Annotated in this window: 21 protein-coding genes and 1 rRNA gene; 17 read left to right on the top strand and 5 right to left on the bottom strand. The window is 41.7% G+C overall.

All coding sequences use genetic code 11. From position 1 onward, the window contains the following. The first annotated feature begins 10 nt into the window (after positions 1–10). Positions 11–1,294 (top strand): threonine synthase, encoded by a 1,284-nt coding sequence (gene thrC / locus HCZ11_RS07865; protein ID WP_167658142.1) that lies wholly within the window; start codon positions 11–13, stop codon positions 1,292–1,294. A gap of 32 nt (positions 1,295–1,326) precedes the next feature. Here the strand turns inward: thrC and HCZ11_RS07860 are convergent, their stop codons facing one another. Beyond that, positions 1,327–1,695: a hypothetical protein gene (locus HCZ11_RS07860; protein ID WP_130049558.1), complete on the bottom strand. Its 369-nt coding sequence runs from the start codon at positions 1,693–1,695 to the stop codon at positions 1,327–1,329. Positions 1,696–1,986: 291 nt separating this feature from the next. On the opposite strand from HCZ11_RS07860, the gene glyA reads away from it, so the two are divergent. From glyA to HCZ11_RS07810, 10 genes are all read left to right on the top strand, one after another. Then, complete coding sequence (glyA, locus tag HCZ11_RS07855; RefSeq protein ID WP_054552577.1) at positions 1,987–3,243, top strand: serine hydroxymethyltransferase; 1,257 nt, start codon at positions 1,987–1,989, stop codon at positions 3,241–3,243. 108 nt (positions 3,244–3,351) lie between these two features. Then, positions 3,352–3,801: a transcriptional regulator NrdR gene (gene nrdR / locus HCZ11_RS07850; RefSeq protein WP_054552576.1), complete on the top strand. Its 450-nt coding sequence runs from the start codon at positions 3,352–3,354 to the stop codon at positions 3,799–3,801. A 2-nt stretch (positions 3,802–3,803) separates the two neighbouring features. Beyond that, positions 3,804–4,943 carry a bifunctional diaminohydroxyphosphoribosylaminopyrimidine deaminase/5-amino-6-(5-phosphoribosylamino)uracil reductase RibD gene (ribD, locus tag HCZ11_RS07845; RefSeq protein WP_167658140.1) on the top strand — a complete coding sequence of 380 codons (1,140 nt, stop codon included), beginning with the start codon at positions 3,804–3,806 and terminating at the stop codon, positions 4,941–4,943. Between the two features lie 4 nt (positions 4,944–4,947). Continuing rightward, on the top strand, positions 4,948–5,601 hold the full coding sequence (locus HCZ11_RS07840; RefSeq protein ID WP_130049556.1) for a riboflavin synthase: 654 nt from the start codon (positions 4,948–4,950) through the stop codon (positions 5,599–5,601). A 41-nt stretch (positions 5,602–5,642) separates the two neighbouring features. Further along, the gene (gene ribBA / locus HCZ11_RS07835; RefSeq protein ID WP_167658138.1) at positions 5,643–6,758 is read left to right on the top strand and encodes a bifunctional 3,4-dihydroxy-2-butanone-4-phosphate synthase/GTP cyclohydrolase II; all 1,116 of its coding nucleotides are present in this window, start codon (positions 5,643–5,645) and stop codon (positions 6,756–6,758) included. Between the two features lie 115 nt (positions 6,759–6,873). Continuing rightward, positions 6,874–7,338, top strand: a complete 465-nt coding sequence (gene ribE, locus HCZ11_RS07830) for a 6,7-dimethyl-8-ribityllumazine synthase (RefSeq protein ID WP_054562661.1) — start codon at positions 6,874–6,876, stop codon at positions 7,336–7,338. A gap of 15 nt (positions 7,339–7,353) precedes the next feature. After that, positions 7,354–7,764 (top strand): transcription antitermination factor NusB, encoded by a 411-nt coding sequence (gene nusB, locus HCZ11_RS07825; RefSeq protein WP_054552571.1) that lies wholly within the window; start codon positions 7,354–7,356, stop codon positions 7,762–7,764. A 45-nt stretch (positions 7,765–7,809) separates the two neighbouring features. Beyond that, a complete protein-coding gene (thiL, locus tag HCZ11_RS07820) occupies positions 7,810–8,784 on the top strand; it encodes a thiamine-phosphate kinase (protein ID WP_167658137.1) in 975 nt (324 codons plus the stop codon). Next, entirely contained in the window at positions 8,781–9,266 is a 486-nt protein-coding gene (locus HCZ11_RS07815; RefSeq protein ID WP_130049553.1) for a phosphatidylglycerophosphatase A, read from the top strand. The genes thiL and HCZ11_RS07815 overlap by 4 nt, the downstream gene beginning before the upstream one ends. Positions 9,267–9,299: 33 nt before the next feature. Continuing rightward, positions 9,300–12,386 carry a ligand-binding sensor domain-containing diguanylate cyclase gene (locus HCZ11_RS07810; protein WP_130049552.1) on the top strand — a complete coding sequence of 1,029 codons (3,087 nt, stop codon included), beginning with the start codon at positions 9,300–9,302 and terminating at the stop codon, positions 12,384–12,386. A gap of 223 nt (positions 12,387–12,609) precedes the next feature. Here HCZ11_RS07810 and dxs read toward each other — a convergent pair whose 3' ends face one another. The 3 genes from dxs to xseB all read right to left on the bottom strand — a co-directional run bounded on the left by dxs (position 12,610) and on the right by xseB (position 15,696). Beyond that, complete coding sequence (gene dxs / locus HCZ11_RS07805) at positions 12,610–14,472, bottom strand: 1-deoxy-D-xylulose-5-phosphate synthase (protein ID WP_130049551.1); 1,863 nt, start codon at positions 14,470–14,472, stop codon at positions 12,610–12,612. Between the two features lie 89 nt (positions 14,473–14,561). Beyond that, positions 14,562–15,449: a (2E,6E)-farnesyl diphosphate synthase gene (gene ispA, locus HCZ11_RS07800; RefSeq protein WP_130049550.1), complete on the bottom strand. Its 888-nt coding sequence runs from the start codon at positions 15,447–15,449 to the stop codon at positions 14,562–14,564. A 4-nt stretch (positions 15,450–15,453) separates the two neighbouring features. Further along, complete coding sequence (gene xseB / locus HCZ11_RS07795; RefSeq protein WP_054552565.1) at positions 15,454–15,696, bottom strand: exodeoxyribonuclease VII small subunit; 243 nt, start codon at positions 15,694–15,696, stop codon at positions 15,454–15,456. 272 nt (positions 15,697–15,968) lie between these two features. Between xseB and pomA the strand changes: the two genes are divergently transcribed. The 4 genes from pomA (at position 15,969) to HCZ11_RS07775 (ending at position 20,251) form a co-directional block, all read left to right on the top strand. Then, positions 15,969–16,736 carry a flagellar motor protein PomA gene (pomA, locus tag HCZ11_RS07790; RefSeq protein WP_054552564.1) on the top strand — a complete coding sequence of 256 codons (768 nt, stop codon included), beginning with the start codon at positions 15,969–15,971 and terminating at the stop codon, positions 16,734–16,736. Between the two features lie 3 nt (positions 16,737–16,739). Then, the gene (locus tag HCZ11_RS07785) at positions 16,740–17,663 is read left to right on the top strand and encodes a flagellar motor protein MotB (RefSeq protein WP_054562656.1); all 924 of its coding nucleotides are present in this window, start codon (positions 16,740–16,742) and stop codon (positions 17,661–17,663) included. 135 nt (positions 17,664–17,798) lie between these two features. Beyond that, positions 17,799–18,275: a hypothetical protein gene (locus tag HCZ11_RS07780; RefSeq protein WP_130049549.1), complete on the top strand. Its 477-nt coding sequence runs from the start codon at positions 17,799–17,801 to the stop codon at positions 18,273–18,275. 65 nt (positions 18,276–18,340) lie between these two features. Continuing rightward, a complete protein-coding gene (locus HCZ11_RS07775; protein WP_167658135.1) occupies positions 18,341–20,251 on the top strand; it encodes a DNA topoisomerase III in 1,911 nt (636 codons plus the stop codon). A 1-nt stretch (position 20,252) separates the two neighbouring features. On the opposite strand, the gene HCZ11_RS07770 is transcribed toward HCZ11_RS07775, so the two are convergent. Then, complete coding sequence (locus tag HCZ11_RS07770; RefSeq protein WP_130049547.1) at positions 20,253–21,566, bottom strand: M20 family metallopeptidase; 1,314 nt, start codon at positions 21,564–21,566, stop codon at positions 20,253–20,255. A gap of 83 nt (positions 21,567–21,649) precedes the next feature. Here HCZ11_RS07770 and HCZ11_RS07765 point away from each other — a divergent pair, with 83 nt between their 5' ends. Together HCZ11_RS07765 and HCZ11_RS07760 are read left to right on the top strand one after the other, a co-directional pair. Next, the gene (locus tag HCZ11_RS07765) at positions 21,650–22,507 is read left to right on the top strand and encodes a tetratricopeptide repeat protein (RefSeq protein WP_167658134.1); all 858 of its coding nucleotides are present in this window, start codon (positions 21,650–21,652) and stop codon (positions 22,505–22,507) included. Positions 22,508–23,123: 616 nt separating this feature from the next. Then, positions 23,124–24,664: ribosomal RNA gene (locus tag HCZ11_RS07760) — 16S ribosomal RNA — on the top strand. Positions 24,665–24,711 lie beyond the last annotated feature (47 nt).

Genomic DNA, 24,711 nt, shown 5'->3' with positions numbered 1-24,711 from the left:
AGGAATAAACATGCAATTACATAATTTAAAAGATGAAACACAACAGGTGTCGTTTGTGGAAGCGGTAAAAACGGGTTTAGGCCGTAATCAAGGTGTGTTCTTCCCTGATAGCCTATCGCCAATACAAGACATTGATACTTTATTAGATTTGGACTTTGTTAGTCGGAGTAGTAAGATTTTATCGCACTTAATTGGTGATGAATTACCTGCTGATACCGTCGCACAGATGGTGCAAAACGCTTTTAACTTCGATGTGAAGTTGGTAGAAGTTGAAAAAGACATTTATTGTTTGGAGTTATTTCATGGCCCAACGCTTGCTTTTAAGGACTTTGGCGGTCGTTTTATGGCTGAGTGTCTTGCCCAATTTAACCAAGGCGAAAAAGTCACTATTTTAACGGCCACATCGGGCGATACTGGCGCAGCCGTTGCTCATGCATTTTATAACAAGCCAAATATCGATGTCGTGATCTTATACCCAAAAGGTAAAATATCATTAGCGCAGCAAAAACTATTCACTACTTTAGGTAATAACATTCACTGCTACGCCGTTGATGGTAGCTTTGATGACTGCCAAAGTATGGTAAAACAAGCTTTCTTAGACGATGAAATTAAACAAAAGCTAGGTTTAAACTCAGCGAATTCAATCAACATCAGTCGTTTAGTTGCGCAAGTATGCTATTACTTTGAAGCAATTGCGCAATTACCAAAAGAGCAGCGTAGTAAAGCGCATATCTCAGTACCTAGTGGTAACTTTGGTAATGTATGTGCGGCGATGATTGGTGCTGTACTTGGAATGCCTGTTGCTAAATTAAGTGCCACAACTAATCAAAACGACACTGTGCCACGCTTCTTGCGAAATAAAGAGTGGGCGCCAAATGACACACTTGAGTCTTTATCGAACGCAATGGATGTGAGTAAACCGAATAACTGGCCACGCGTTCAATTTATGCTAGATAACGAATGGTTTAGCTATGATGACTTTTATTCAAGCTGTGTTGGTGAAGAAGAAACAAAAGAGGTGATGAAAAAAATTCATCAGACTGGTTATATCGCAGAACCTCATACTGCAATTGCTTATCAAGGCTTGAAAGAAAATCTAGCTGACGGTAGTGCAGGTATATTTTTAGCGACCGCACACCCTGCTAAATTCAAAGACAGTGTAGAGCAAATTTTAGACATTGAACTGCCAATGCCAAAACCGCTTGCTGATGCATTGGCAAAGCAGTGTTTGGCTGAAGATATTAAGTTTGATTATCAATTGCTTCGAACAGAGCTGCTAAATAAATTAGCTTAATACTAAAAAAAGAGCGGCGAAGCCGCTCTTTTTTAATGAAGTAATGAATGACTATGACGGTTTAAAACTCGCATGCATAAAATGACCACCGCAGCAATACATAGCAAAATACTGATCACTGAGACTAATTCATTTTGTGTCCATTGCATCAAAGTGAAAGCCGAAATAAAAATAATAAATGGTTTAAATTCATAGTAGTAGTTGGACTTTTTTTGTTTAACTCGCTGGCTTATATGATCTGTTCTTCTAGCTTCTGAGCGCATTCGCCAAATGTTAGCGCCTAATAAAAATAAAGTTACACCAATTAATGTTGGTACATAATTATTTGCTAATGTGATGCAGCTCATGCCGAGAAAGAAGTATCCGTAGGGGACTAATTCATATATAGGTTTAGCTAACATGTACTTATACCATCCTTGATATTGACTAGGAATATAAGCTTAGTTCGCTTCTATTGAAACGCAATAAAGCGTTGATAATTTTATCTAGAGTGACATTTTAAAAATATATGTAATATTTTAAATCTATAATTTTTTTTTATGTATCAATAAAAAAATATCATTATTAAAACACTGTGAAATAAATTCAATCCCTGTTTAAATATGTTCATCTTTACAAGATAGGCAAAAGTGCGTTTTAAGCGTACAATACAGCCTTCAAAAAACACCATACACGTTGCCTTAGGAGACCCCATGTTAGAACGTAGCATGAATATTTCGGATTTCGATCCAGAGTTATTTGCAGCCATCACTAAAGAGACGGCTCGTCAAGAAGAGCACATCGAACTGATCGCGTCTGAAAACTACTGTAGCCCACGCGTACTTGAAGCGCAGGGTTCTCAGCTTACCAACAAATACGCTGAAGGTTACCCAGGCAAACGTTACTATGGCGGTTGTGAGCATGTTGACGTTGTTGAGCAACTAGCAATTGATCGTGCAAACGAATTATTCGGCACAGATTACGCTAACGTCCAACCGCATGCGGGTTCACAAGCAAACGCAGCTGTTTTCCAAGCTCTTCTTCAGCCGCATGATACAGTACTAGGTATGAGCTTAGCTCATGGTGGTCACTTAACTCACGGTTCACACGTTAACTTTTCTGGTAAAACGTATAATGCAATTCAATACGGCCTAAATGACGAAACTGGCGAAATTGATTACGCTCAAGTTGAAGCACTTGCATTAGAGCATAAGCCAAAAATGATCATCGCTGGTTTCTCTGCATACTCAGGCGTTGTTGACTGGGCTAAATTCCGTGAAATCGCTGATAAAGTTGGTGCATATTTATTCGTAGATATGGCTCACGTTGCTGGTCTTATCGCAGCGGGTGTATACCCAAGCCCAATTCCTCATGCACACGTTGTTACTACGACAACTCACAAAACATTAGCAGGCCCTCGTGGCGGTCTAATCGTTTCTGCATGTGGTGATGAAGAGATCTACAAAAAGCTAAACAGTGCTGTTTTCCCTGGTGGTCAAGGTGGTCCTTTATGCCACATCATCGCTGCTAAAGCGGTTGCTTTCAAAGAAGCATTACAGCCAGAGTTCAAAGCGTACCAAGCACAAGTTGTTAAGAACGCTCAAGCTATGGTTGAAGTACTTCAAGAGCGTGGCTATAAAGTTGTTTCTGGTAAAACAGACAACCACTTATTCCTTCTTGACCTAATTGACAAAGATATCACAGGTAAAGATGCTGACGCTGCACTAGGTAACGCTAACATCACTGTTAACAAAAACTCAGTACCAAACGACCCACGTTCACCGTTCGTAACGTCTGGTCTTCGTATTGGTTCTCCGGCTATTACTCGCCGTGGTTTCAAAGAAGCTGAGTCAAAAGAGCTTGCAGGCTGGATCTGTGACGTATTAGACAACATCAACGATGAGTCTGTACAAGCAGAAGTAAAAGAGAAAGTTAAAGCTATCTGTAAAAAATTACCAGTTTACGCTTAATTACTGGTTAAACCGTAATTAAGATAACAATAGCGTTGTTTTTTGCTATTATAAAGGCCGCTTAGTAAGCGGCCTTTTTTTGTTTTTTATAAACGGAAGTTGAACCCTATGCATTGCCCTTTTTGCACCGCAAAAGATACCAAAGTAATTGATTCTCGACTTGTTGGCGGTGGTCACCAAGTTAGACGTCGACGTGAATGTAACGAATGCCATGAGCGCTTTACCACCTTTGAAGGCGCTGAACTTGTGATGCCAAGAGTGATTAAGCAAGACGGTAGTCGCGAACCATTTAACGAAGATAAGTTACTCAATGGCTTGCATCGCGCTTTAGAGAAACGCCCAGTTAGCACTGAGCAGGTCGACGAAGTCGTTAACATTATTAAATCTCAACTTCGTGCTACTGGTGAGCGTGAAATATCTAGCCATTTAATTGGCGAGTGCATCATGGAGTCACTGAAAAAACTCGACAAAGTGGCCTATGTGCGTTTTGCATCTGTATATCGTTCATTTGAAGATATCCGCGAGTTTGGTGAAGAAATCGCTCGTTTAGGTGATTAACTATGTCATTCACAGAGCTTGATACTGCTTATATGGCGCGTGCCATTGATCTTGCTAAACAAGGGCGTTTTACCACGACTCCAAACCCTAATGTTGGCTGTGTACTGGTTAAAGATGGCGAAATAGTCGGTGAAGGGTTTCATCAACTAGCAGGGCAGGGCCATGCTGAAGTAAATGCCTTGGCTGTGGCTGGCGACAATGCGAAAGGCGCCACAGCATATGTAACTTTAGAGCCTTGTAGTCATTATGGACGCACTCCGCCTTGTGCCGAAGGTTTAAAAGCAGCTGGTGTCAGTAAGGTTATTGCTGCCATGGTCGATCCTAACCCTGCGGTGAGTGGTCGTGGTCTACAGATTTTAGCCGATGCTGGTATTTCAGTGGCATCCGGTTTACTTGAGCAACAAGCGCGTGACCTAAACAAAGGCTTTTTAAAGCGTATGGAAACAGGGGTACCATATGTGACTTGTAAAATGGCCTGTAGTTTAGATGGCAAAACTGCGCTAAATAATGGTCAAAGTAAATGGATTACTGGTCCTAAAGCGCGCCAAGATGTGCAAGCATATCGTGCGCAAAGTTGCGCTATCTTGACGGGGGCTGACACAGTCATTACTGATAATGCAAAACTCAATGTGCGCGTTGATGAACTGCCATTTGCTATGCCTACATCCTTGCCTTTGCGCCAGCCTACTCGAGTGATTATTGATTCACAAAATAGGTTAACGCCTGAACTTACATTATTTAGCATTGAAAGCCCGGTGATTATTTTCACTACATCGCTTGATAAACAACATCAATGGCCTCACTTTGTTAAACACGAAGTTGTACCAGCAGTTAATAATAAAGTTGATTTATCGGCGGTTTTAAAGCGTCTTGCTGAACTACAATTTAATCAGATATGGCTCGAAGCAGGAGCGACCCTTGCAGGGGTGTTTGCTGAGCAGGATTTAATTGACGAATACATCGTTTATATTGCCCCTAAGTTAATAGGTGATATGGGCAAAAGCTTACTAAACTTTGCAGAAGTTACCGTGATGAGTGATATCACTGAACTGACCTTTACTGATACAGTGATGATTGGCGACGATATTCGCTTAACAGCTACAAAGCAAAGCAAGCCACAAAAATTGAAAAAAAAAGAGTAGCACTATGTTTACTGGAATTATTGAAGCAACAGGTAAAATTGTTGAACTAACACAAAAGCAAGGCGATCTGGCTATTCGTATTCAAAGCACTAATTTGGATATGAAAGACGTCAAGCTCGGTGACAGTATTGCCACTAATGGTGTGTGTTTAACGGTTGTCGCTAAACATAGCGATGGTTTTAGTGCTGACTTATCTAACGAAACAATCAGCTTAACTGGGTTTGCGCATTATAAAAAAGGACAAACAGTCAACCTCGAAAAAGCCATGCAACCCGTTTCTCGCCTAGGCGGGCATTTAGTATCAGGTCATGTTGATGGTATTGCGACTGTAGAAAGTATCAGTCCTAATGCCCGTGCAACAGAGTACTGGTTAAGTACAGACAATGATTTAATGAAATACATTCCGTACAAAGGTTCGGTATGTATTGATGGCATTAGCTTAACGGTCAATGAGGTCGAACAAAACCGCTTTAAGCTTACTATTGTTCCGCATACCGCTGAGCAAACAACGATTGCAGAATTTCAGGTGGGTACTCAGGTGAACTTAGAAGTTGACCAGATTGCTCGCTATTTAGAGCGCCTAATAAAAGGGGCCGAACAACCTTCCCGTTCAGACATATCAATGAGCTTGCTAGCACAAGCTGGCTTTATTAAATAAGCAAAGATAGTCACTATTAATAATACTCTCATGGGCATATTATGAATTTACACAGCGCGCAAGAAATTATCGATGACATTAAAGCCGGTAAAATGGTTATTTTAATGGACGATGAAGACAGAGAAAATGAAGGCGATTTAATCATCGCAGCAGAGCATATCAGTGCAGATGCCATCAACTTTATGGCAACGCATGGCCGTGGTTTAATTTGTTTAACTATGACACAAGAGCGTTGTCAACAGTTAGAGTTACCACTCATGGTTAAAAATAATGGTGCTGCTTTTTCGACTAACTTCACCATGTCTATTGAAGCGGCGAAAGGCGTAACGACAGGTATTTCTGCAGCTGATCGTGCTCGTACAGTACAAGCTGCTATTGCTAAAGGTGCCGTGCCAAGCGATATTGTTCAACCGGGGCATATCTTTCCTATTATGGCGCAGCCAGGTGGCGTGCTAACTCGAGCGGGTCATACCGAAGCGGGTTGTGATTTAGCGCGTTTAGCGGGCCTTGAGCCTTCATCAGTGATTGTTGAAATCTTAAATGCTGATGGCACTATGGCACGTCGCCCAGATCTTGAAATATTTGCTAAAGAGCATGACTTAAAGATTGGCACTATTGCAGATTTAATCGAATACAGAAACCTAAACGAAACCACCATCGAGCGTGTTGCCAAGTGTAAATTGCCAACTGATCACGGCGAATTTGATTTAGTTACTTACAAAGACACCATTGATGGTCAACTTCACTATGTCCTACAAAAAGGTGAAGTATCTAAAGATGAGCCGACGTTAGTTCGTGTTCACTTACAAAGTACCTTCAATGACATCTTATTATCAGATAGAAGTGCTGATCGTAGCTGGGGCTTAGCAGATGCTATGGCTTATATCGCTGAGCACAACGGCGTACTGGTTATTTTAGGTAAGCAAGAATCAACGGAAGACCTAGAAGCAACCGTTAAAGCATTTGCTGCACAAGATGCTGGCGAAAATGTTAGTCACCGTAAATTCCAAGGTACATCGCGTACTGTGGGGGTGGGTTCACAGATCCTTGCTGATTTAGGTATTGAAAAGATGCGCTTGATGAGCCGTCCTAAAAAGTACCATGCGTTATCTGGTTTCCACTTAGAAGTGGTTGACTACGTTGAGCCGCAGTCATAATTAGGCAAATTGTTGGAAAACAGATTTACTAGGCTACTTTTATATTTTTGTGGTATTATGCGCCGTAATTTTTGCGCAATCGCAACCGCTTAAACTTATTTTTTAGGGTTATTAAATGAAAATTATTGAAGGTAACAAATACGCACCGGGCAAAAAGTTTGCCATTGTCATTTCTCGCTTTAATGACTTTATTGGTAGCAGCCTATTAGCAGGCGCTGTTGATGAGCTTAAGCGCACAGGTGGCGTATCTGAAGACGACATTACTGTTGTTTACGTACCAGGTGCCGTTGAATTACCTTTAGCAGCGAAACGCGTTGCAGCAAAGAAAGAACACGATGCAATCATCGCTTTAGGCGTAGTGATCAGAGGTGGTACGCCACACTTTGATTTAGTCGCTGGCGAATCAAACAAAGGTCTTGCGCAAGTATCTCTTGAGTATGATATCCCGGTTGCATTTGGCGTATTAACCACTGAAAGCATTGAGCAAGCAATTGAGCGCGCAGGTACCAAAATGGGTAATAAAGGCGGCGAAGCTGCTTTAGGTGCGCTTGAAATGGTTAATGTGTTAGACAAAATTTAAGTTTAAGGAATCTCTGTGAAACCAGCAGCAAGACGTAAAGCACGTATCTTAGCACTTCAAGCCGTATACTCTTGGCAGTTAAGCGGTAACCCGATTGCTGATATTGAACAGCAAATGTTAATTGAAAATGATGTGACTAAGATCGACGTCGAATATTTCAAAGACCTAGCACGCGGTGTTGTTGTTAACTGTAAGCAATTAGATGAAATCGTTGCGCCACATTTAGCACGCCCAGCTGATGAGTTAGACATGGTCGAAAAAGCAATTTTACGTCTGTCTGGCTATGAGCTGAAATTCCGTGAAGACGTACCTTACAAAGTAGCAATCAATGAAGGCATTGAGCTTGCTAAGATGTTTGGTGCTGAAGACAGTCATAAGTTTGTCAACGGTGTACTTGATAAAGCAGTGAAAGAACTGCGTAAGTAAGTAGCACCGTAAAAGGAGAGCCGGCTTGGGCCGGCTTTTTTGTGTATGAAGGAATTTGAATTAATCAATCGTTACTTTAAAGGCCGTGGTATTATTCGCCATGATGTGAACCTAGGTATTGGTGACGATTGTGCCTTGGTATCTGTGCCTGAAAACTGCCAATTGGCAGTAACAACAGACACGTTAGTTGCGGGGGTACACTTTTTTGATGACATCTCTCCTCGTGCTCTTGGGCATCGAGCTTTAGCTGTTAACTTAAGTGATCTGGCGGCTATGGGTGCAGAACCAACGTGGATTTCGGTTGGCTTAACTTTGCCAGAAGTAAACATAGAATGGCTTGAAGAGTTCACCGAAGGTATGCATGAAATTGCAGAGTACTTCAATGTGCAGATCATTGGCGGTGATACCACCCAAGGCCCTTTAACTATTACAATTTGTGCTAAAGGCATCGTACCTGAAGGCAAAGCACTACGTCGTAGTGGTGCTAAAGTTGGCGATTGGATTTATGTAACAGGCCCATTAGGTGATGCTGGTGTGGCAATTGAAGCTCGTAAACAAGGACTTGAAATTGCCCCTGAACATTTAAATTATTTAAATAATCGCTTTGATTACCCGACTCCGCGTGTTGCAGCGGGGCAGGTGTTACGAGGTGCAGCCTCTGCGGCGATTGATATATCTGATGGCTTATTAGCTGATTTAGGACATATTTTAGCGCTATCGCAAGTCAGTGCTGTGATCAATGTCGATAAAGTGCCAGTCTCTGATGCACTAAACTCTTCAATTCCACGTGCAGAGCAGTTTGATTATATCTTAAATTACGGTGACGATTATGAGTTGCTGTTTACTGTGCCTGAAAGTAATAAAAGCATGGTTGATATGAAGTTGCGCCAATATGGTGTTGAAGCAAGTTGTGTTGGGCAAATTAAAAGTGGCGAAAGTGACATTGAACTATTACTTGATGGTGAAAAATTTAACTATCAAGGCAAGGGTTTTCAGCACTTCACGAAGGAGCCGGTTTGAGCAATAACCGTTTATTCAATTTAAAACGCCCACACCAATTTTTTGGTTTGGGTTTTGGCTTAGGCCTTGCGCCTAAAGCTCCAGGCACCTTTGGTACCTTTGCTGCATTGCCGTTTATTTTTACCACAATGTACTTTCCGCTATGGTTACAGATTGTGTTTGCAATCGTGATCAGCGTATTTGGTATTTGGGCATGTGGTAAAACGGCAGATGACTTAGGGGTACACGATCATCCTGCCATTGTTTGGGATGAAGTTGCTGGTTATTATATCACCATGATTGGTGCTGCACTGAATTGGCAGTCACTGTTGGTTGGTTTTTTGTTGTTTCGTTTTTTTGATATCGCTAAACCAGGTCCTATCAGAATTCTCGATAGACGTTTACACGGTGGCTTGGGCATCATGGCTGATGATATTTTAGCAGGTATATTTTCATTAATTTGTGTTCAAGCCTTGTTTAAAGCTGGCTATTTGCCTTTTTAAACGATGAGTTAAGTGTTACTTGGTGGCAAGTATATGATGCGATTTCTAGTTGTCTGTTTGTTGATGCTTTGCAGCATGCCTGTGTTTGCATCTATTACTGACTATGTCGTTAAACAGTGGAACATCCAAAATGGCTTGCCATCACAATCTTTAAAAAGTATTGCTCAAGATGAGCAAGGCTATATGTGGCTAGGCACACAGTTTGGCTTAAGCCGATTTGATGGTAATACTTTCACCAACTTCAATACGCAAAATAGCGACTTCCTGCCAAGTAACGGTATTAATAAGTTATTGGTTGATAGCACTGGATTACTTTGGGTAGGTACCAAAAATGGCTTGGTGACACTTGATCCTAAAACTATGATGTCGCAAACCTTTAACGTCAAAGGCCCTGTGCGGGATATTCTTGAAGACTCCAAAGGTAGTATCTGGATTGCCGCGAACGGCCTTTATTATGTTGCTCGAAATCAAGTCACACTAAATCAAAACTCAGCGTTAATCGTACCGGTATCTAATGCCACTGCAATTACGCAAATTGTTGGTTCAGTGAGTCAAATGGCTTTGTCGCCAGAAGGTATTTGGCTGGTTAATGAGCGTCACTTACTGCGCTTAACTAATACCTCTTCTGACTTTGCAAAATTACGATTAGAACTCACTGCAAAAGTGTCATTACCTGAACGATTAGCACAAACCATTATTCATGATATGGCTTGGCTTGAAGGTAACTTATACCTAGCCTCTGAGCTAGGTGCTTATTTTCTTGATTTAGATGATGAGCTGCGTCCATTCCCACTTCCAAATGCGAGTAACTCTGCTGTTTATAAGTTTATGAGTGACTCTGATGGGGCGTTATGGATTTCGACCTATGGCAGGCTGTTATTTCGTGATAACTCAGGTGATTGGCAATGGGTTGAGCCAAGTCAGCTAGATCAGAGTATTTGGTTTGCTGATATCTTTCGTGATAATCAAAATAATATTTGGCTGGCAAGCTTCAGTGAAGGTTTATGGCTTGCTCATGAGGGGCGTATTGAACGTCACTCTGCTATTTCAAATATGACAGAAGCGGTGATGGCTATTAGCCAAGCACCTGATGGCAAATTATGGGTGGCCAATCGAAGTGGTGTTGGCTACTTCGATTATAACAAAAATTTTGTAAATCAAATTCCGAGTAATCAATTTGGTCGAGCTGCGGTGCACGACTTACAATTTGATGGTGACCGTTTGTACATCGCAACTGGTCGCGGTGTGTTTTATTACGAAAACCAAAACTTATATACAGTCCCTGGGCGAGCGCTACGAGATAACCCTGTATTCGCAATTAGCCGTTCTAGCAAAGGCGGTTTTTGGCTTGGTACTGGCCGAGGTATGTATCGCTTAAGTTATGGTGGTTTAACACCATTTGCTTACAATGCATTCTTAAGCAGTAAATTTATAACCTATGTTCTTGATGAGCAAAACTTTGGCTTAATTGGTACCAGTAAAGGGGCTTATTACTTTACCGACCGAGGTATTGAGAAAATTGGCGACCAAACTAGTTTAGAAAGTGCTTACGTCACCAGTATTTTAAATATTGAAGGGGTGGGGATATTAATAGGCTCACTTAACGATGGTCTATTTTATCGCAGTACCAAAGGTCAGTGGCGTCAGTTAGATGCGACCGATGGTCTACCGTATGGGTCTATTTTTAGTCTCGTTTACGATAAGCAGTTAAAGCGTATTTGGGTAAGTACCATGAAAGGCGTATATCGCATGCCGGTAGAGCAGTTTGGTACTGACATTGAGAGCTTAAAAGTAGAACAAGTGATCTCATCGTTTGACCGTCAGCTCGATGGTAAAGCTAGTCAATGTTGTGCCGGTCTTGGCCATGATGCTGTGGCAGATACAGGTAACTCTATTTGGTACCCAAGCCTACAAGGTGTTGTTGAAATTCCAAAGAGTGTTGAGCTCTTTGGTGTGCAAGCTCTGAAACCTCGTATTGAAAGCCTGATCACGCCGCTTCGTCATTTAAGTACGGCAACCTTAGGTAATAAACCTGAGCTGCAAATTGATGAGCGTGATGTGACATTAAAATATACTGCGATTGATTATTATGCCCCTTCAAGTATTGAGTTCCGTTACCGCTTAAGTGGCTTGGACAGTGACTGGCGTTATGCTAATACTCGTCGTGAGGCAATTTATACCAACTTACCGCCGGGTTCTTTTTTATTCCAGCTTGAAGCAAAACGCCGTGGTGAAGATTGGCAAAAAGCACGTCGTACTGAGTATAGTTTTGTGGTGCCGCGTCGCTTTGACGAGACTATCTATTTCAGACTTTTGATCACCAGCAGTTTTATTTTATTGTTTTATCTTGTGTTCTGGGTATTTAGAGCGCAAGAGAAACGTAAACAATTAGCTCTTGAGAGCTTAGTAACAGAACGAACTGTTGAGCTTCGTGAAGCCAACGATAAGCTTAATCAAGTAAATTCACAGCTTAAGTTAGTTAGCCATTCTGATGAGCTTACTGGATTACGTAGCCGCCGTTTCTTGTTTGATCAACTACCAAAAGATATCGAGCACTTCCAGCGAAACTCGCAGTCATTACAAGCGCAGGGCAAATCATTGGTATTGTTGATCATTAACTTTGATAACTTTAGCCGAATTAATGATGCTTATGGGCCACTTGCAGGCGATAGCTGTTTACAGCAAATGGCAACCTTACTTAATAGCCGTACACAAGGTTCTGACTATGTCGCACGTTGGAGTGGTGATGAGTTTTTACTCTTACTACGTGATTTCAAACGTACAGCGATAGACAATTATGTTGCTGATTTATGTGAAGCGATTGCAGCAAATCCATTTAGATTACCAAATGGTGAGTCAACCACCATTACTGCGTCGATTGGCTGGTCTTTCTACCCATTACCTTTATTGGGTGGACAAGTTATTGGTTGGGAAACTTCAGTCAATCTTGCTGATATCGCATTACATCAAGTTAAAAAGCGTGGTGGTGATGGTGTTGCAAACATTACCTTTGATGAGCAATTAGATGCCTTTGAGTTCGAGCAAAGCAATAATGTTGATCAGCAGCTCAGTGCATTACAAGCTAATGGCTTAGCCGATATAAAAATTTGGATGCGATAGAGTTTCTATTGGTATTATACCAACCCGCAATAATACTTAATCATTTTGAGGGATTAAACCTGTCGCTAATTGCGTTAAAAATTTCTCATTTAGAACAACTAAATAACGAAATTTTTGCCTTGTTATCAACGAGGTTTAATTGCCTCAAAATAGACTACTTAATTAAGCGGATTGGTATTAAAAAAGGAGCTTTAAAGCTCCTTTTTTGTGAATGCTGTTTGGCTTAAGCCATGAACTCTTTGATGCTAGCTAAGATGCCATTAGCATCTAAGCCCATTTCGGCGTGCATTTCATCTTGCGTGCCATGCTTAATGAATTCATCTGGAATACCTAAGTTTAAGATAGACACGTTAGCCTTAATTGCAGCTAGGTGCTCATTCACAGCAGAACCTGCACCGCCCGCAATGGCGTTGTCTTCTAAGGTAACAATCACATCATGGCTAGCTAGTAATTCGCTAATAGCATCAGTATCAAGAGGCTTAATAAAGCGCATATCAATCACTGTTGCGTTAAGTTCATCGGCGACTACTTTGGCGTTCTCTAATAGCGTACCAAACGACAAGATTGCCACTTTGCTACCTAGCTTGATGCTACGCGCTTTACCAATTTCAATCGCGCTCATTGTCGATTCAACGTCACAATTACCCGCACTACCTCGAGGGTAACGAACAGCAACAGGTTGATTGCATTGGTAACCTGTATACAACATTTGGCGACACTCATTAGTATCGCTTGGTGCCATGATAATCATGTTAGGAATACAGCGCATAAAGCTCAAGTCATAGGCTCCTTGGTGAGTTTCACCATCTGCACCTACAATTCCTGCACGGTCAATAGCAAATAAAACAGGTAAGTTTTGTAATGCCACATCGTGGATAAGTTGGTCGTAAGCGCGTTGCAAAAAACTTGAATAAATAGCAACAACAGGTTTTAAGCCTTCACAGGCAAGGCCAGCTGCAAGCGTTACAGCATGTTGTTCAGCAATAGCTACATCAAAGTATTGCGCAGGGTACTCTTTAGAAAAGCGCACCATGCCAGAACCTTCACGCATCGCTGGGGTAATTGCCATCAGCTTGTCGTCTTGTGCTGCCATATCGCATAACCAGTCACCAAATACATTAGAAAATGTAGCCGCGCCAGGTTTTGATTTTGGTAATTTTGACATGCTAGGATCAAATTTTGGTACGCCATGGTAGCCAATTGGATCCGCTTCAGCAGGTTTATAACCTTTACCTTTTTGTGTTTTGATATGCAGTAATTGCGGACCTTTAAGGTTACGCATGTTACGTAAGGTATCGACCAACATATTAACATCATGACCATCGATTGGGCCGATGTAATTTAGGCCTAACTCTTCAAAGAAAGTACCTGGAATGACCATACCTTTTAAATGTTCTTCCATTCGACTGGCAAGCTCTTTCACAGGTGGTAAGCCTGAAAGAAGTTTTTTGCTACCTTCACGAATATTGGTGTAGAAGCTACCAGACAAAATACGTGCAAAGTGATTGTTTAGTGCACCCACGTTTTCAGAGATCGACATTTCATTATCATTTAAGATAATTAGCACATTAGGGTTTACATCACCCATGTGGTTCATCGCTTCAAATGCCATACCTGCAGTAATCGCACCATCGCCAATAACAGCAACTGTTTTACGATCTTTACCTTCTTTTTCAGCAGCAATGGCCATACCTAGTGCAGCCGAAATTGAAGTGCTCGAATGACCTACACTGAAGGTGTCGTAAGGGCTTTCTTCACGGAATGGGAAAGGGTGTAAGCCGTCTTTTTGACGAATAGTATGCATTTGGTCACGACGACCAGTTAAGATTTTGTGTGGGTATGCTTGATGACCCACGTCCCATACTAAACGATCTTCAGGCGTGTTATAAACATAATGAAGCGCAACCGTTAGTTCAACAGTGCCTAAACCTGATGCTAAATGACCACTACTTTGCGAAACTGAGTTAAGTAGGTATTCGCGTAACTCTTTACTAAACGCAGGTAACTTGTCTTGCGCTAAATCACGCAGTTGTGCTGGTTCGTCAACCAAACTTAATAATGGATACTTGCTACTATCAAGTGTCATGATTTTATATACATCCTTCGCTAACCAGAGTGCATTATAGCCCATTGCTGCTCTGATTTTTTAGTTATTTTGTCTTTCTTTTTTAGGCATTAATAATTACGTTCAACGATATAGCTAGCAAGGCTTGCCAGTTCGCTGGTGTCGTAATCAATTGCCTCAAGAGCTTGATGAGCTTGAGCCAGTAAGTCTTGTGCTTTTTGCTTTGCACCTGCCATTCCCAATAAAGCAGGGTAAGTTGCTTTATTGGCGGCAATATCTGAACCTTGTGGCTTACCTAATGTTTCAGTATCAGCTTCTACATCTAGGATATCGTCTTGTACCTGAAAAGCCAGACCTATTGCTTGGCCGAATAAGTTCAACTGCTTTAGAGTATGTTCATCGCAGCTATTAGCACTTAATGCACCAAGTGTAATTGCACAGTTTAATAAGGCGCCCGTTTTTAACTGATGAATACGCTCTAGCTGAGACACGCTAATTTCTTTATCAGTCGCTTCTATATCCAGTGCCTGTCCACCTACCATACCTTCAATACCTGAGGCTTTGCTTAACGAGGCTATCATTTTTACCTGCTGGCTCGCAGGAACTGAAAATCGGTGGTTGGCGATTAAATCAAATGCTAGTGTTTGTAATGCATCACCAGCGAGTATTGCTTGCGCTTCACCATAGACAATATGACAGGTGGGACGACCACGTCTTAAGTCATCGTCATCCATTGCAGGTAGGTCATCATGGACTAATGAGTAGCTATGAATACATTCAATGGCAGCAGCAAGAATATCGAGATCGGCCTTGTTAGCACCCATCATTCGGCCCGTCGCATATACAAGGTAAGGACGTAAGCGCTTACCACCATTTAAAACACCATAATGAGTAGCTTCTTTAATGTTCTTTTCGGTATTAAGTGGCTGTGCGAAATAGCGATTTAAATGTGCCTCAACGTCTTCTCGAGCGCGTTGTAATTGTTCTTTTAGTTGCACTTAATTAGTCCAAGTTTGAATCAAAATTGCTAAGAGGAGCTTGGCTATCGTTACCCATTAAGATGGCAACTTTTTGTTCGGCTTGTTGCAACTTACCAGATGAAGCATTCGCCAGCGCAATACCACGTTCAAATTGTTTTAGTGATTGTTCTAAAGACAATTCACCTTGCTCCATTTGTGCAACTATTTGAGATAATTCATCCAGCGCTTCTTCAAAGCTTAAGTTTTCTGGTTTCTTTGTTGCCATTGTGGCCTCGATAGCTGTTAGAAAGTGAGGCCAATTTTAGGGGGAATGCTAAACTAGGTCAAAGAATGATGTGTTTTTTTACGCATAATCCATTTTCAATATGTTATTTTTACGCTTTTACATACAGCTTAAACTTGTAGCTTAAAAATCTTACATTAAAATATAATTAATTCATTTAATGATTTAAGTATTTCAATTGCTTGCCGATAAGCAGTTAATAATAAAAATTTGATGCCTGAGGGTGTCGTGTAATTGTTCCTCTGGAGGGGTATGTGGATTTAGCAACCATAATAGGTATTCTTGGTGCCATAGGCTTAATTGCTATGTCGATGGTGTTAAGTAGTGACGGCCAAGTTGCAATGTTTTACAACACGCCTTCGGTGGTCATTGTATTTGGTGGTTCGATTTTTATCGTGTTATCGAATTTCACCATGGGGCAATTTTTGGGCATAGGTAAAGTGGCTGCTAAAGCCTTTATGTTCAAAATCGAATCTCCAGAAGAATTAATTGAAAAAGCAGTAGAGTTAGCTGACTCAGCACGTAAAGGTGGTTTTCTAGCATTAGAAGAAGCCGAAATCCCCAACGGTTTTATGCGTAAAGGGGTGGATATGTTAGTGGATGGTCATGATGCTGATGTTGTTCGTGCCACTCTGCAAAAAGATATTTCTCTCACCGCTAATCGTCATGAACTTGGCGCAGGCTTATTCAAGTCACTTGCTGATATTGCCCCTGCGATGGGTATGATCGGTACGCTAATAGGTCTGGTTGCTATGCTATCAAACATGGATGACCCGAAAGCAATCGGCCCTGCGATGGCGGTTGCACTTTTAACAACATTATATGGTGCTTTCTTAGCAAACGTTGTAGCAATTCCTATTCAGGTAAAGCTAGAACTACGTAAAGATGAAGAAGCTCTTAACCAACGCTTAATTCTCGATGCAGTACTAGGTATTCAAGATGGCCAAAATCCGAAAGTCATTGAAGGTATATTGAAAAATTACCTAGCTGAATCAAAACGTAAAGTTGATACCGAGGAGTAGGGCATGTCCGATCAAGAGTGCAAATGTCCACCACCAGGTTTACCAGCCTGGATGGGAACCTTCGCAGATTTAATGTCATTATTAATGTGCTTCTTTGTACTCTTACTTGCTTTCTCGGAAATGGATGTACTGAAGTTTAAGCAAATTGCTGGTTCAATGAAGTTTGCATTTGGTGTGCAAAACAAAATTGAAGTAAAAGATATTCCAAAAGGGACCTCGGTAATAGCAATGGAGTTTACCCCTGGTAAACCTGAACCTACCCCTATCGAAACGATTCAACAACAAACTGTAGAAATGACTCAGCAAATGCTTGAGTTTCAAGCTGGTGATGAAAGCTCTGCCGGTGGTCGTCAAGAGCAACGTGGTAATAAGCGTGGTGGTGAATCGCAAAGTACGGCTCAGCAACAAGCATTGGAGCAGTCAATTTCTGCGGCTGACCAAGAACAGACTAATGAGCTTGTGAAGAAAATTGCCCAGCAGCTTGAACAGCAAATTATGGATGGTGCGATTGAACTTGAGTCATTAGGTCAACAAATTATTATTCGCATCCGTGAGAATGGCTCATTCCCATCTGGCAGCGCCTTTTTACAGCCTAAGTTTAAGCCTATTATTCGTGATATTGCGACACTATTAAAAGATGTGCCGGGTGAAATAACCGTGTCAGGACATACTGACGACTTCCAAGTATCAAATGAGCTTTATACTAATAATTGGGATTTATCTTCAAAACGTGCAGTTGCCGTTGCAAGCGAAATGGAAAAAGCCCCTGGTTTTGATAAATCTCGTATGATGGTTGTAGGTCACGCAGAAACTAGGCCTCTTGTACCGAATGTGACTGATGAAGATCGCAAGCGGAATCGTCGTGTCGAAATATCTATCATGCAAGGTAAAGCTCACGAATCTGACCCTATTGATGTAAGACAATAAATCAATTAAAGTGAAACTTCATTAACACATGTAATGGAGTATAAAAATGAAAAAAGTTGATAAGTACAGCTATATGCCAGGTAATGGCGGCGGTGGCGATGACAATGATGATGGTAAAACGCAAGGTGAGTAACTTTGCCTCATTGGATTGATTCTGTCATTGTGACATTAGATCATAGCTGGGTGTTCATTCTGAGCCCGGCTATTTTTGTATTTTATCTTCGTAAAGATTGGCCCGCACTTTACTTTGCTGTTATCACGGCAGCCTTCTTCTTGTTCGGAACTCTTATTTATTCTGCTCTAAAAGCATTTGATGATATTTATGTGTGGCGCTATGTTGTGTGGGCTTTTAATGATATTGCTTGGATGGCCTTAATTGCCTACTTGGGGATTAAAGACAAAGTCTATTTATGGCAAAGTGCTTTAGGGCAACTGGTCGTTATAATGGCTCCCATATTACAGTTGTTTCGTTTAGTCGATCGTCATCTTTGGGACTTATCGTACAGCACCTATATGTATAAAACCCTGTTACCTTTAATCAATGTTGGTACAGTGGTTGTGTGTTATCTACCTCTTATTTACCTTTTCACCCGACGCCGGCAGCAGGCGTAAGCCATTCCTAAGTTAAAATTCCTGTGCTAGAATACTGTTTATAAAAACAGTATTAGTGTTGCGTTATGAAACTTTACATTGCCGAAAAACCGTCATTGGCGCGAGCCATTGCGGATGCACTGCCTAAACCTCATAAAAAACAGGATGGTTATATAGAGCTTGGTAATGGTGATTGTGTCTCTTGGTGTATAGGGCATTTACTTGAACAAGCCGAGCCAGATGATTACGACACAAGTTTTAAAAAGTGGCGATTCGAGCATTTACCTATTGTGCCTGAGCAATGGCAATTAAAACCTAAAGCAAAAACACGCAAACAACTCACCGTATTAAAAAAGCTTATTAAGCAGGCAAGCGTAATTGTTCATGCTGGCGACCCTGACCGTGAAGGCCAGCTATTGGTTGATGAAGTGATCGAGCAGGTCAAACTGAGCAAAGCCAAAAAACAGCAAATTCAACGACTATTAATAAGCGATTTAAACTTAAGTGCAGTTAAAAAAGCACTTAATAATTTAAAGTCGAATCGCGATTTTATTCCCTTGAGTGTGTCTGCATTAGCTCGCTCACGTGCTGATTGGTTATTTGGCATGAATCTAACTCGGGCTTATACGCTTGCTGGGCAAAAAGCAGGGTTTGGTAATGTGTTATCTGTAGGTCGTGTTCAAACACCTATTTTAGGTCTTGTTGTAAATCGTGATAATGAAATAGCTAACTTTGTAGCGAAACCTTTTTACGAAGTATTAGCTCATCTTGAAACTGAGCAGCAGCAAACATTTTCAGCTAAGTGGCAACCAAGTAAAGCATGCGAACCTTATCAAGATGAGGAGGGAAGAGTATTACATAGAGGGCTTGCTGAAAATGTTGTATCACGTATAACTAATCAACCAGCTAAAGTGGTTGACCTTCAGCAAAAACAAAAAAAACAACAAGCACCGTTACCTTATAATTTATCAGCTTTACAAATCGATGCGGCAAAAGCGTTTTCAATGCCTGCACAAAAGGTGTTAGATACCTGCCAAAGCTTGTATGAGCGTCATAAGTTAATTACTTATCCTCGTTCAGATAATCGCTATTTACCAAAAGAGCATCATAAAGATGCAGCGAGTATTATTGCTGCTATTGCTAATAATGAAGGCCAAGCAAGTGAAGCTTGCAAGCAAGCTGACACCAGCAAGCGGAGTAAATGTTTTAATGACAGCAAAGTTGCGGCACACCACGCTATTGTTCCTACCGAAAAACAACTTCGCTCAGCATCATTAAATAGTGATGAACAAAAAATCTATCGGTTGATCTGTCGTCATTATTTAATCCAGTTTTATTCTGACTATGTCTTTAACGAAACCAAAGTAACAGTCGAGATTGCTGGTGGACTTTTTAAAGCCGCTGCTAAGCAAGATGTTAGCTTAGGCTTCAAAACATTAATGGGCAAAACAGAGTTAAAAGATGAGCAAATCTTACCTGCTCTTGAAAAAGGTCAGCAGCTGCATTGTAATCAGGGGGACGTGGTAGACAAAATGACTACACCGCCAGCACATTTTACTGATGCTACCTTATTAAGTGCTATGACAGGCATCAGCCGCTATGTGAAAGACCCTGAGATTAAAAAGATCCTTAAAGAAACTGATGGACTAGGTACTGAGGCTACACGGGCAGGTATTCTCGAGCTTTTATTTAAGCGCCGCTTTTTAGAGCGTCAGGGTAAAAATATTTTAGCTACGGCAACAGGTAAAGCGCTTATTAGCACTTTACCTGAGCAGCTTGCTAGCCCTGACTTAACTGCTAAGTGGGAAGCATCATTAGGGAATATAGCTGAACAGCATATGAGTTATCAGCAATTTTTAACGCCATTACTGACTGAGTTACATGCTTTAGTTGATCAAGCCAAACAGTGCGACAGCCAAGTTTTTGCCCAATTACCAAAAACGCCGCAAAAGCGACGTTTTAAAAGAAAGTCTAAGCCTAGAGCTAGGTCAGCCTAAACTACTTTTTGTTAAATAGGGCAACCGCGGCATTACTCATTGCAGTTATCCCTGTAGGAAGCGCCTTTTTGTAATCAGGTGCAAACTTACTTGAATGTAAAGAAGGTAATGTTGCGCCAGATTGCATTGCAGCATCATATTGACTAGGTTCAACACCCCCTAACCAAAACAAAGTAATTGGTACATTTTGTTCTGTACGACCATAAAGGCCAAAGTCTTCACCAGCCATTACAGCTTCAGTTTCAAGTACATTGTCTTCACCAATCGCATTAGCAATCGCTGAACGTACTAAGTTGGTTTGAGTTGGATTATTGTATGTTGAAGGAATTGACTCATCTTCATGCACATATACTTCAGGTGCTAAACTTTTATCAAGTCCCGCACTTAATGCGATGCCTTTCGAAATTCGTTTGATCGCTGCAATTTGTTGTAAGCGAACTTCAGGGTTATAACTGCGCAGTGTAAGTTGTAGTTTTACTTCATCTGAAATGACATTGTGTTTGGAGCCACCGTGAATTGAGCCTACCGTGATCACTGATGGCTCTAGTGGTGACAATTCGCGACTAGTAATTGTTTGTAGTGCCAACACAATACGTGAAGCAATCACAACTGGATCTATTGTTGTGTGTGGATAGGCACCGTGACCCCCTTTACCTTTTACAGTAATATCAACAGAGTCAACACTAGCCATCGTGTATTCTGTTTTCATACTGACTTTACCAGCAGGAACACTGGCACTTACATGTAACCCAATAACATGATCTGGAGTAGGGTACTTAGTAAAAAGCCCTTCTTTAAGCATGGCTTTTGCACCACCACCTACTTCCTCTGCTGGTTGTGCGACCATCATTAAAGTACCTTGCCACTGATCTTTATGTGTCATTAACTGTTGAGCTGTGCCAATAAATGAACTCATGTGAATATCATGACCACAACCATGCATTACGCCAACGGTTGCACCAGCATCATTTGTTACAGTAACTTTAGAGGCATAGGGTTTACCAGTTTGCTCAACAATTGGTAATCCATCAGTATCAGTGCGGATCATTACTGTTGGGCCATCACCGTTTTTATAAATCCCAACAACGCCAAAACCACCCACGTTATCTGTAACAGTAAAGCCTAGTTGCTTTAATTTTTTTGCTAGCTTCTGGCCTGTTTGTTTTTCGTGGTAAGACAGCTCAGGAGATTGATGTAAATCTAAATAAAGCTTTTCAATCTCAGGCATGGTTTTTTGAAGGTTTAAATCTAGTGTTATTGCTTGCGCGAATGGACTAAGAAGTAACAAAGCTGCAGAAATAGTAGATAATTTCATAATGACCTCGACCCGTGGGGCTTGTAATTGTTATGTTTGCCACTATATAAAAACCTAAATACTTATATAGTGCAATCGATCAAATGAATAATATGATAAAACTTACCCAGCAAAATTTGCAGCAAGCATTGGGTGAAACGTCCGCTGAAAAATTAGTATTACTTACTTTTTACTCTTCGCAAAACCCAGAGTGTCATCAGCAAGCTGCTATTTTAGAAAAAATCGCACATGAATATGGTGAGCATTTATTAGTAGCAACATTAGATTGTGATGTTGAGCAGGCACTTGCAGGACAACTTGCACAGCAAATCGGTTTACAAGCATTACCTACACTTGTGATGTTAAAAGATTCAGCGCCTGTAGATATGTTACCTGGCGCTCAAACAGAGCAGCAAATTCGGGATGCGCTAGCCAAACATTTACCAGCTCAAAACGAGTTATTACTAGAGCAGGCTAAGCAAGCGTTAATTAATCAAGACCTAAACAATGCCTTTAACTATGCAAAGCAGGCTTATGAGCTTGATCCAAATCATACGCGTGTAAAGTTAGTTTTAGCTGATATCTGCATTCAAATTCATAAATTGGAAGATGCACAAGCATTATTAGATTCGGTTGCTGAAAGTGAACGTGATGCGTATTTCACAAATATTCAAGCAAAGTGTGAACAAGCATTAGCTGCAACAGATTCACCAGAAATAAAAGCACTGCAAGATAAAGTTGAAAAATACCCAAATGATTTAGAGATAAAAGTAGAACTAAGTAATGCTCTTAATAGTGCGGGCCGTAAAGAAGAAGCTTTAGAGATGTTATTTAATGTACTTAAAAAAGATCTTAACTACGCAGATGCAAAACCAACCTATCTAGAAATTATCGCTTCATTACCTGATGGTGATGCCTTGGCATCTAAGTATCGCCGTAAGTTATATAGTATCTTGTACTAATTCAGAGTTGATTGATAAAGGCGCCATTAAAATTAGTGGCGCTTTTTTTATTTAAAAACTTGCGTATTACCTAATATCGATAATACTTAAGATCCTCTCGAGAAAAGTTGGCTGTATTTTGTACAGTAAACTGTGTTTTTTACTGCCTTTAGCTTGTTTTTTGCGCGAAAGGTAAGTTTTTAGTAGTTTTCTACAAAAAGTGCTTGCGTTAATTCTTCGCATCCCTATAATGCGCATCCAATGACACGGCGGGCAGCAACGAAAGACGCTGAACAACGTAGCAGAGAGTTAAGTAAAACTTCGGTTTAAAACGGTCTAAAAAGAAAGTTTAAAATTAAGTGTTGACTCGAAAAATTAAGGATGTATTATACGCATCCCTAGCGACAACGTCGCAACGTTCTTTAACAATATAAAGCAATCATCTGTGTGGGCACTCGTACAGATTGAGTTCTAACAGCAGATTCTAGTTCGCTAGATGACGCAAACAAATTTAGAGTCTCAATTGAACTGAGTGACCAACGGAAACAAGTTTACTTGTTTCAGCACAGTCAATTCGATTCGAAAGAATCAAAATTCAGAATTCATTGAGCATGTCCTTCGGGACAGAAAAAACTTTTAATTGAAGAGTTTGATCATGGCTCAGATTGAACGCTGGCGGCAGGCCTAACACATGCAAGTCGAGCGGAAACGAAGAGGTGCTTGCACCTCTGGCGTCGAGCGGCGGACGGGTGAGTAATGCTTGGGAATATGCCTTATGGTGGGGGACAACAGTTGGAAACGACTGCTAATACCGCATGATGTCTACGGACCAAAGTGGGGGACCTTCGGGCCTCACGCCATAAGATTAGCCCAAGTGGGATTAGCTAGTTGGTGAGGTAATGGCTCACCAAGGCGACGATCCCTAGCTGGTTTGAGAGGATGATCAGCCACACTGGGACTGAGACACGGCCCAGACTCCTACGGGAGGCAGCAGTGGGGAATATTGCACAATGGGCGCAAGCCTGATGCAGCCATGCCGCGTGTGTGAAGAAGGCCTTCGGGTTGTAAAGCACTTTCAGTAAGGAGGAAAGGTTAAGTGTTAATAGCACTTAGCTGTGACGTTACTTACAGAAGAAGCACCGGCTAACTCCGTGCCAGCAGCCGCGGTAATACGGAGGGTGCGAGCGTTAATCGGAATTACTGGGCGTAAAGCGTACGCAGGCGGTTTGTTAAGCGAGATGTGAAAGCCCCGGGCTCAACCTGGGAACTGCATTTCGAACTGGCAAACTAGAGTGTGATAGAGGGTGGTAGAATTTCAGGTGTAGCGGTGAAATGCGTAGAGATCTGAAGGAATACCGATGGCGAAGGCAGCCACCTGGGTCAACACTGACGCTCATGTACGAAAGCGTGGGGAGCAAACAGGATTAGATACCCTGGTAGTCCACGCCGTAAACGATGTCTACTAGAAGCTCGGGTCTTCGGACTTGTTTTTCAAAGCTAACGCATTAAGTAGACCGCCTGGGGAGTACGGCCGCAAGGTTAAAACTCAAATGAATTGACGGGGGCCCGCACAAGCGGTGGAGCATGTGGTTTAATTCGATGCAACGCGAAGAACCTTACCTACACTTGACATACAGAGAACTTACCAGAGATGGTTTGGTGCCTTCGGGAACTCTGATACAGGTGCTGCATGGCTGTCGTCAGCTCGTGTTGTGAGATGTTGGGTTAAGTCCCGCAACGAGCGCAACCCCTATCCTTAGTTGCCAGCGATTCGGTCGGGAACTCTAAGGAGACTGCCGGTGATAAACCGGAGGAAGGTGGGGACGACGTCAAGTCATCATGGCCCTTACGTGTAGGGCTACACACGTGCTACAATGGCGCATACAGAGTGCTGCGAACCTGCGAGGGTAAGCGAATCACTTAAAGTGCGTCGTAGTCCGGATTGGAGTCTGCAACTCGACTCCATGAAGTCGGAATCGCTAGTAATCGCATATCAGAATGATGCGGTGAATACGTTCCCGGGCCTTGTACACACCGCCCGTCACACCATGGGAGTGGGTTGCTCCAGAAGTGGATAGTCTAACCTTCGGGAGGACGTTCACCACGGAGTGATTCATGACTGGGGTGAAGTCGTAACAAGGTAGCCCTAGGGGAACCTGGGGCTGGATCACCTCCTTATACGATTTAGAACTTATTTGTTCGTAGTGTCCACACAGATGATTGTT

The sequence above is a fragment of the Pseudoalteromonas sp. HF66 genome (genome assembly GCF_011806445.1).
GTDB classification, from domain to species: Bacteria; Pseudomonadota; Gammaproteobacteria; order Enterobacterales; family Alteromonadaceae; genus Pseudoalteromonas; species Pseudoalteromonas apostichopi.
Note: the sequence above shows the minus strand (reverse complement) of the source record. Positions and strands in the feature narration are given on the sequence as shown.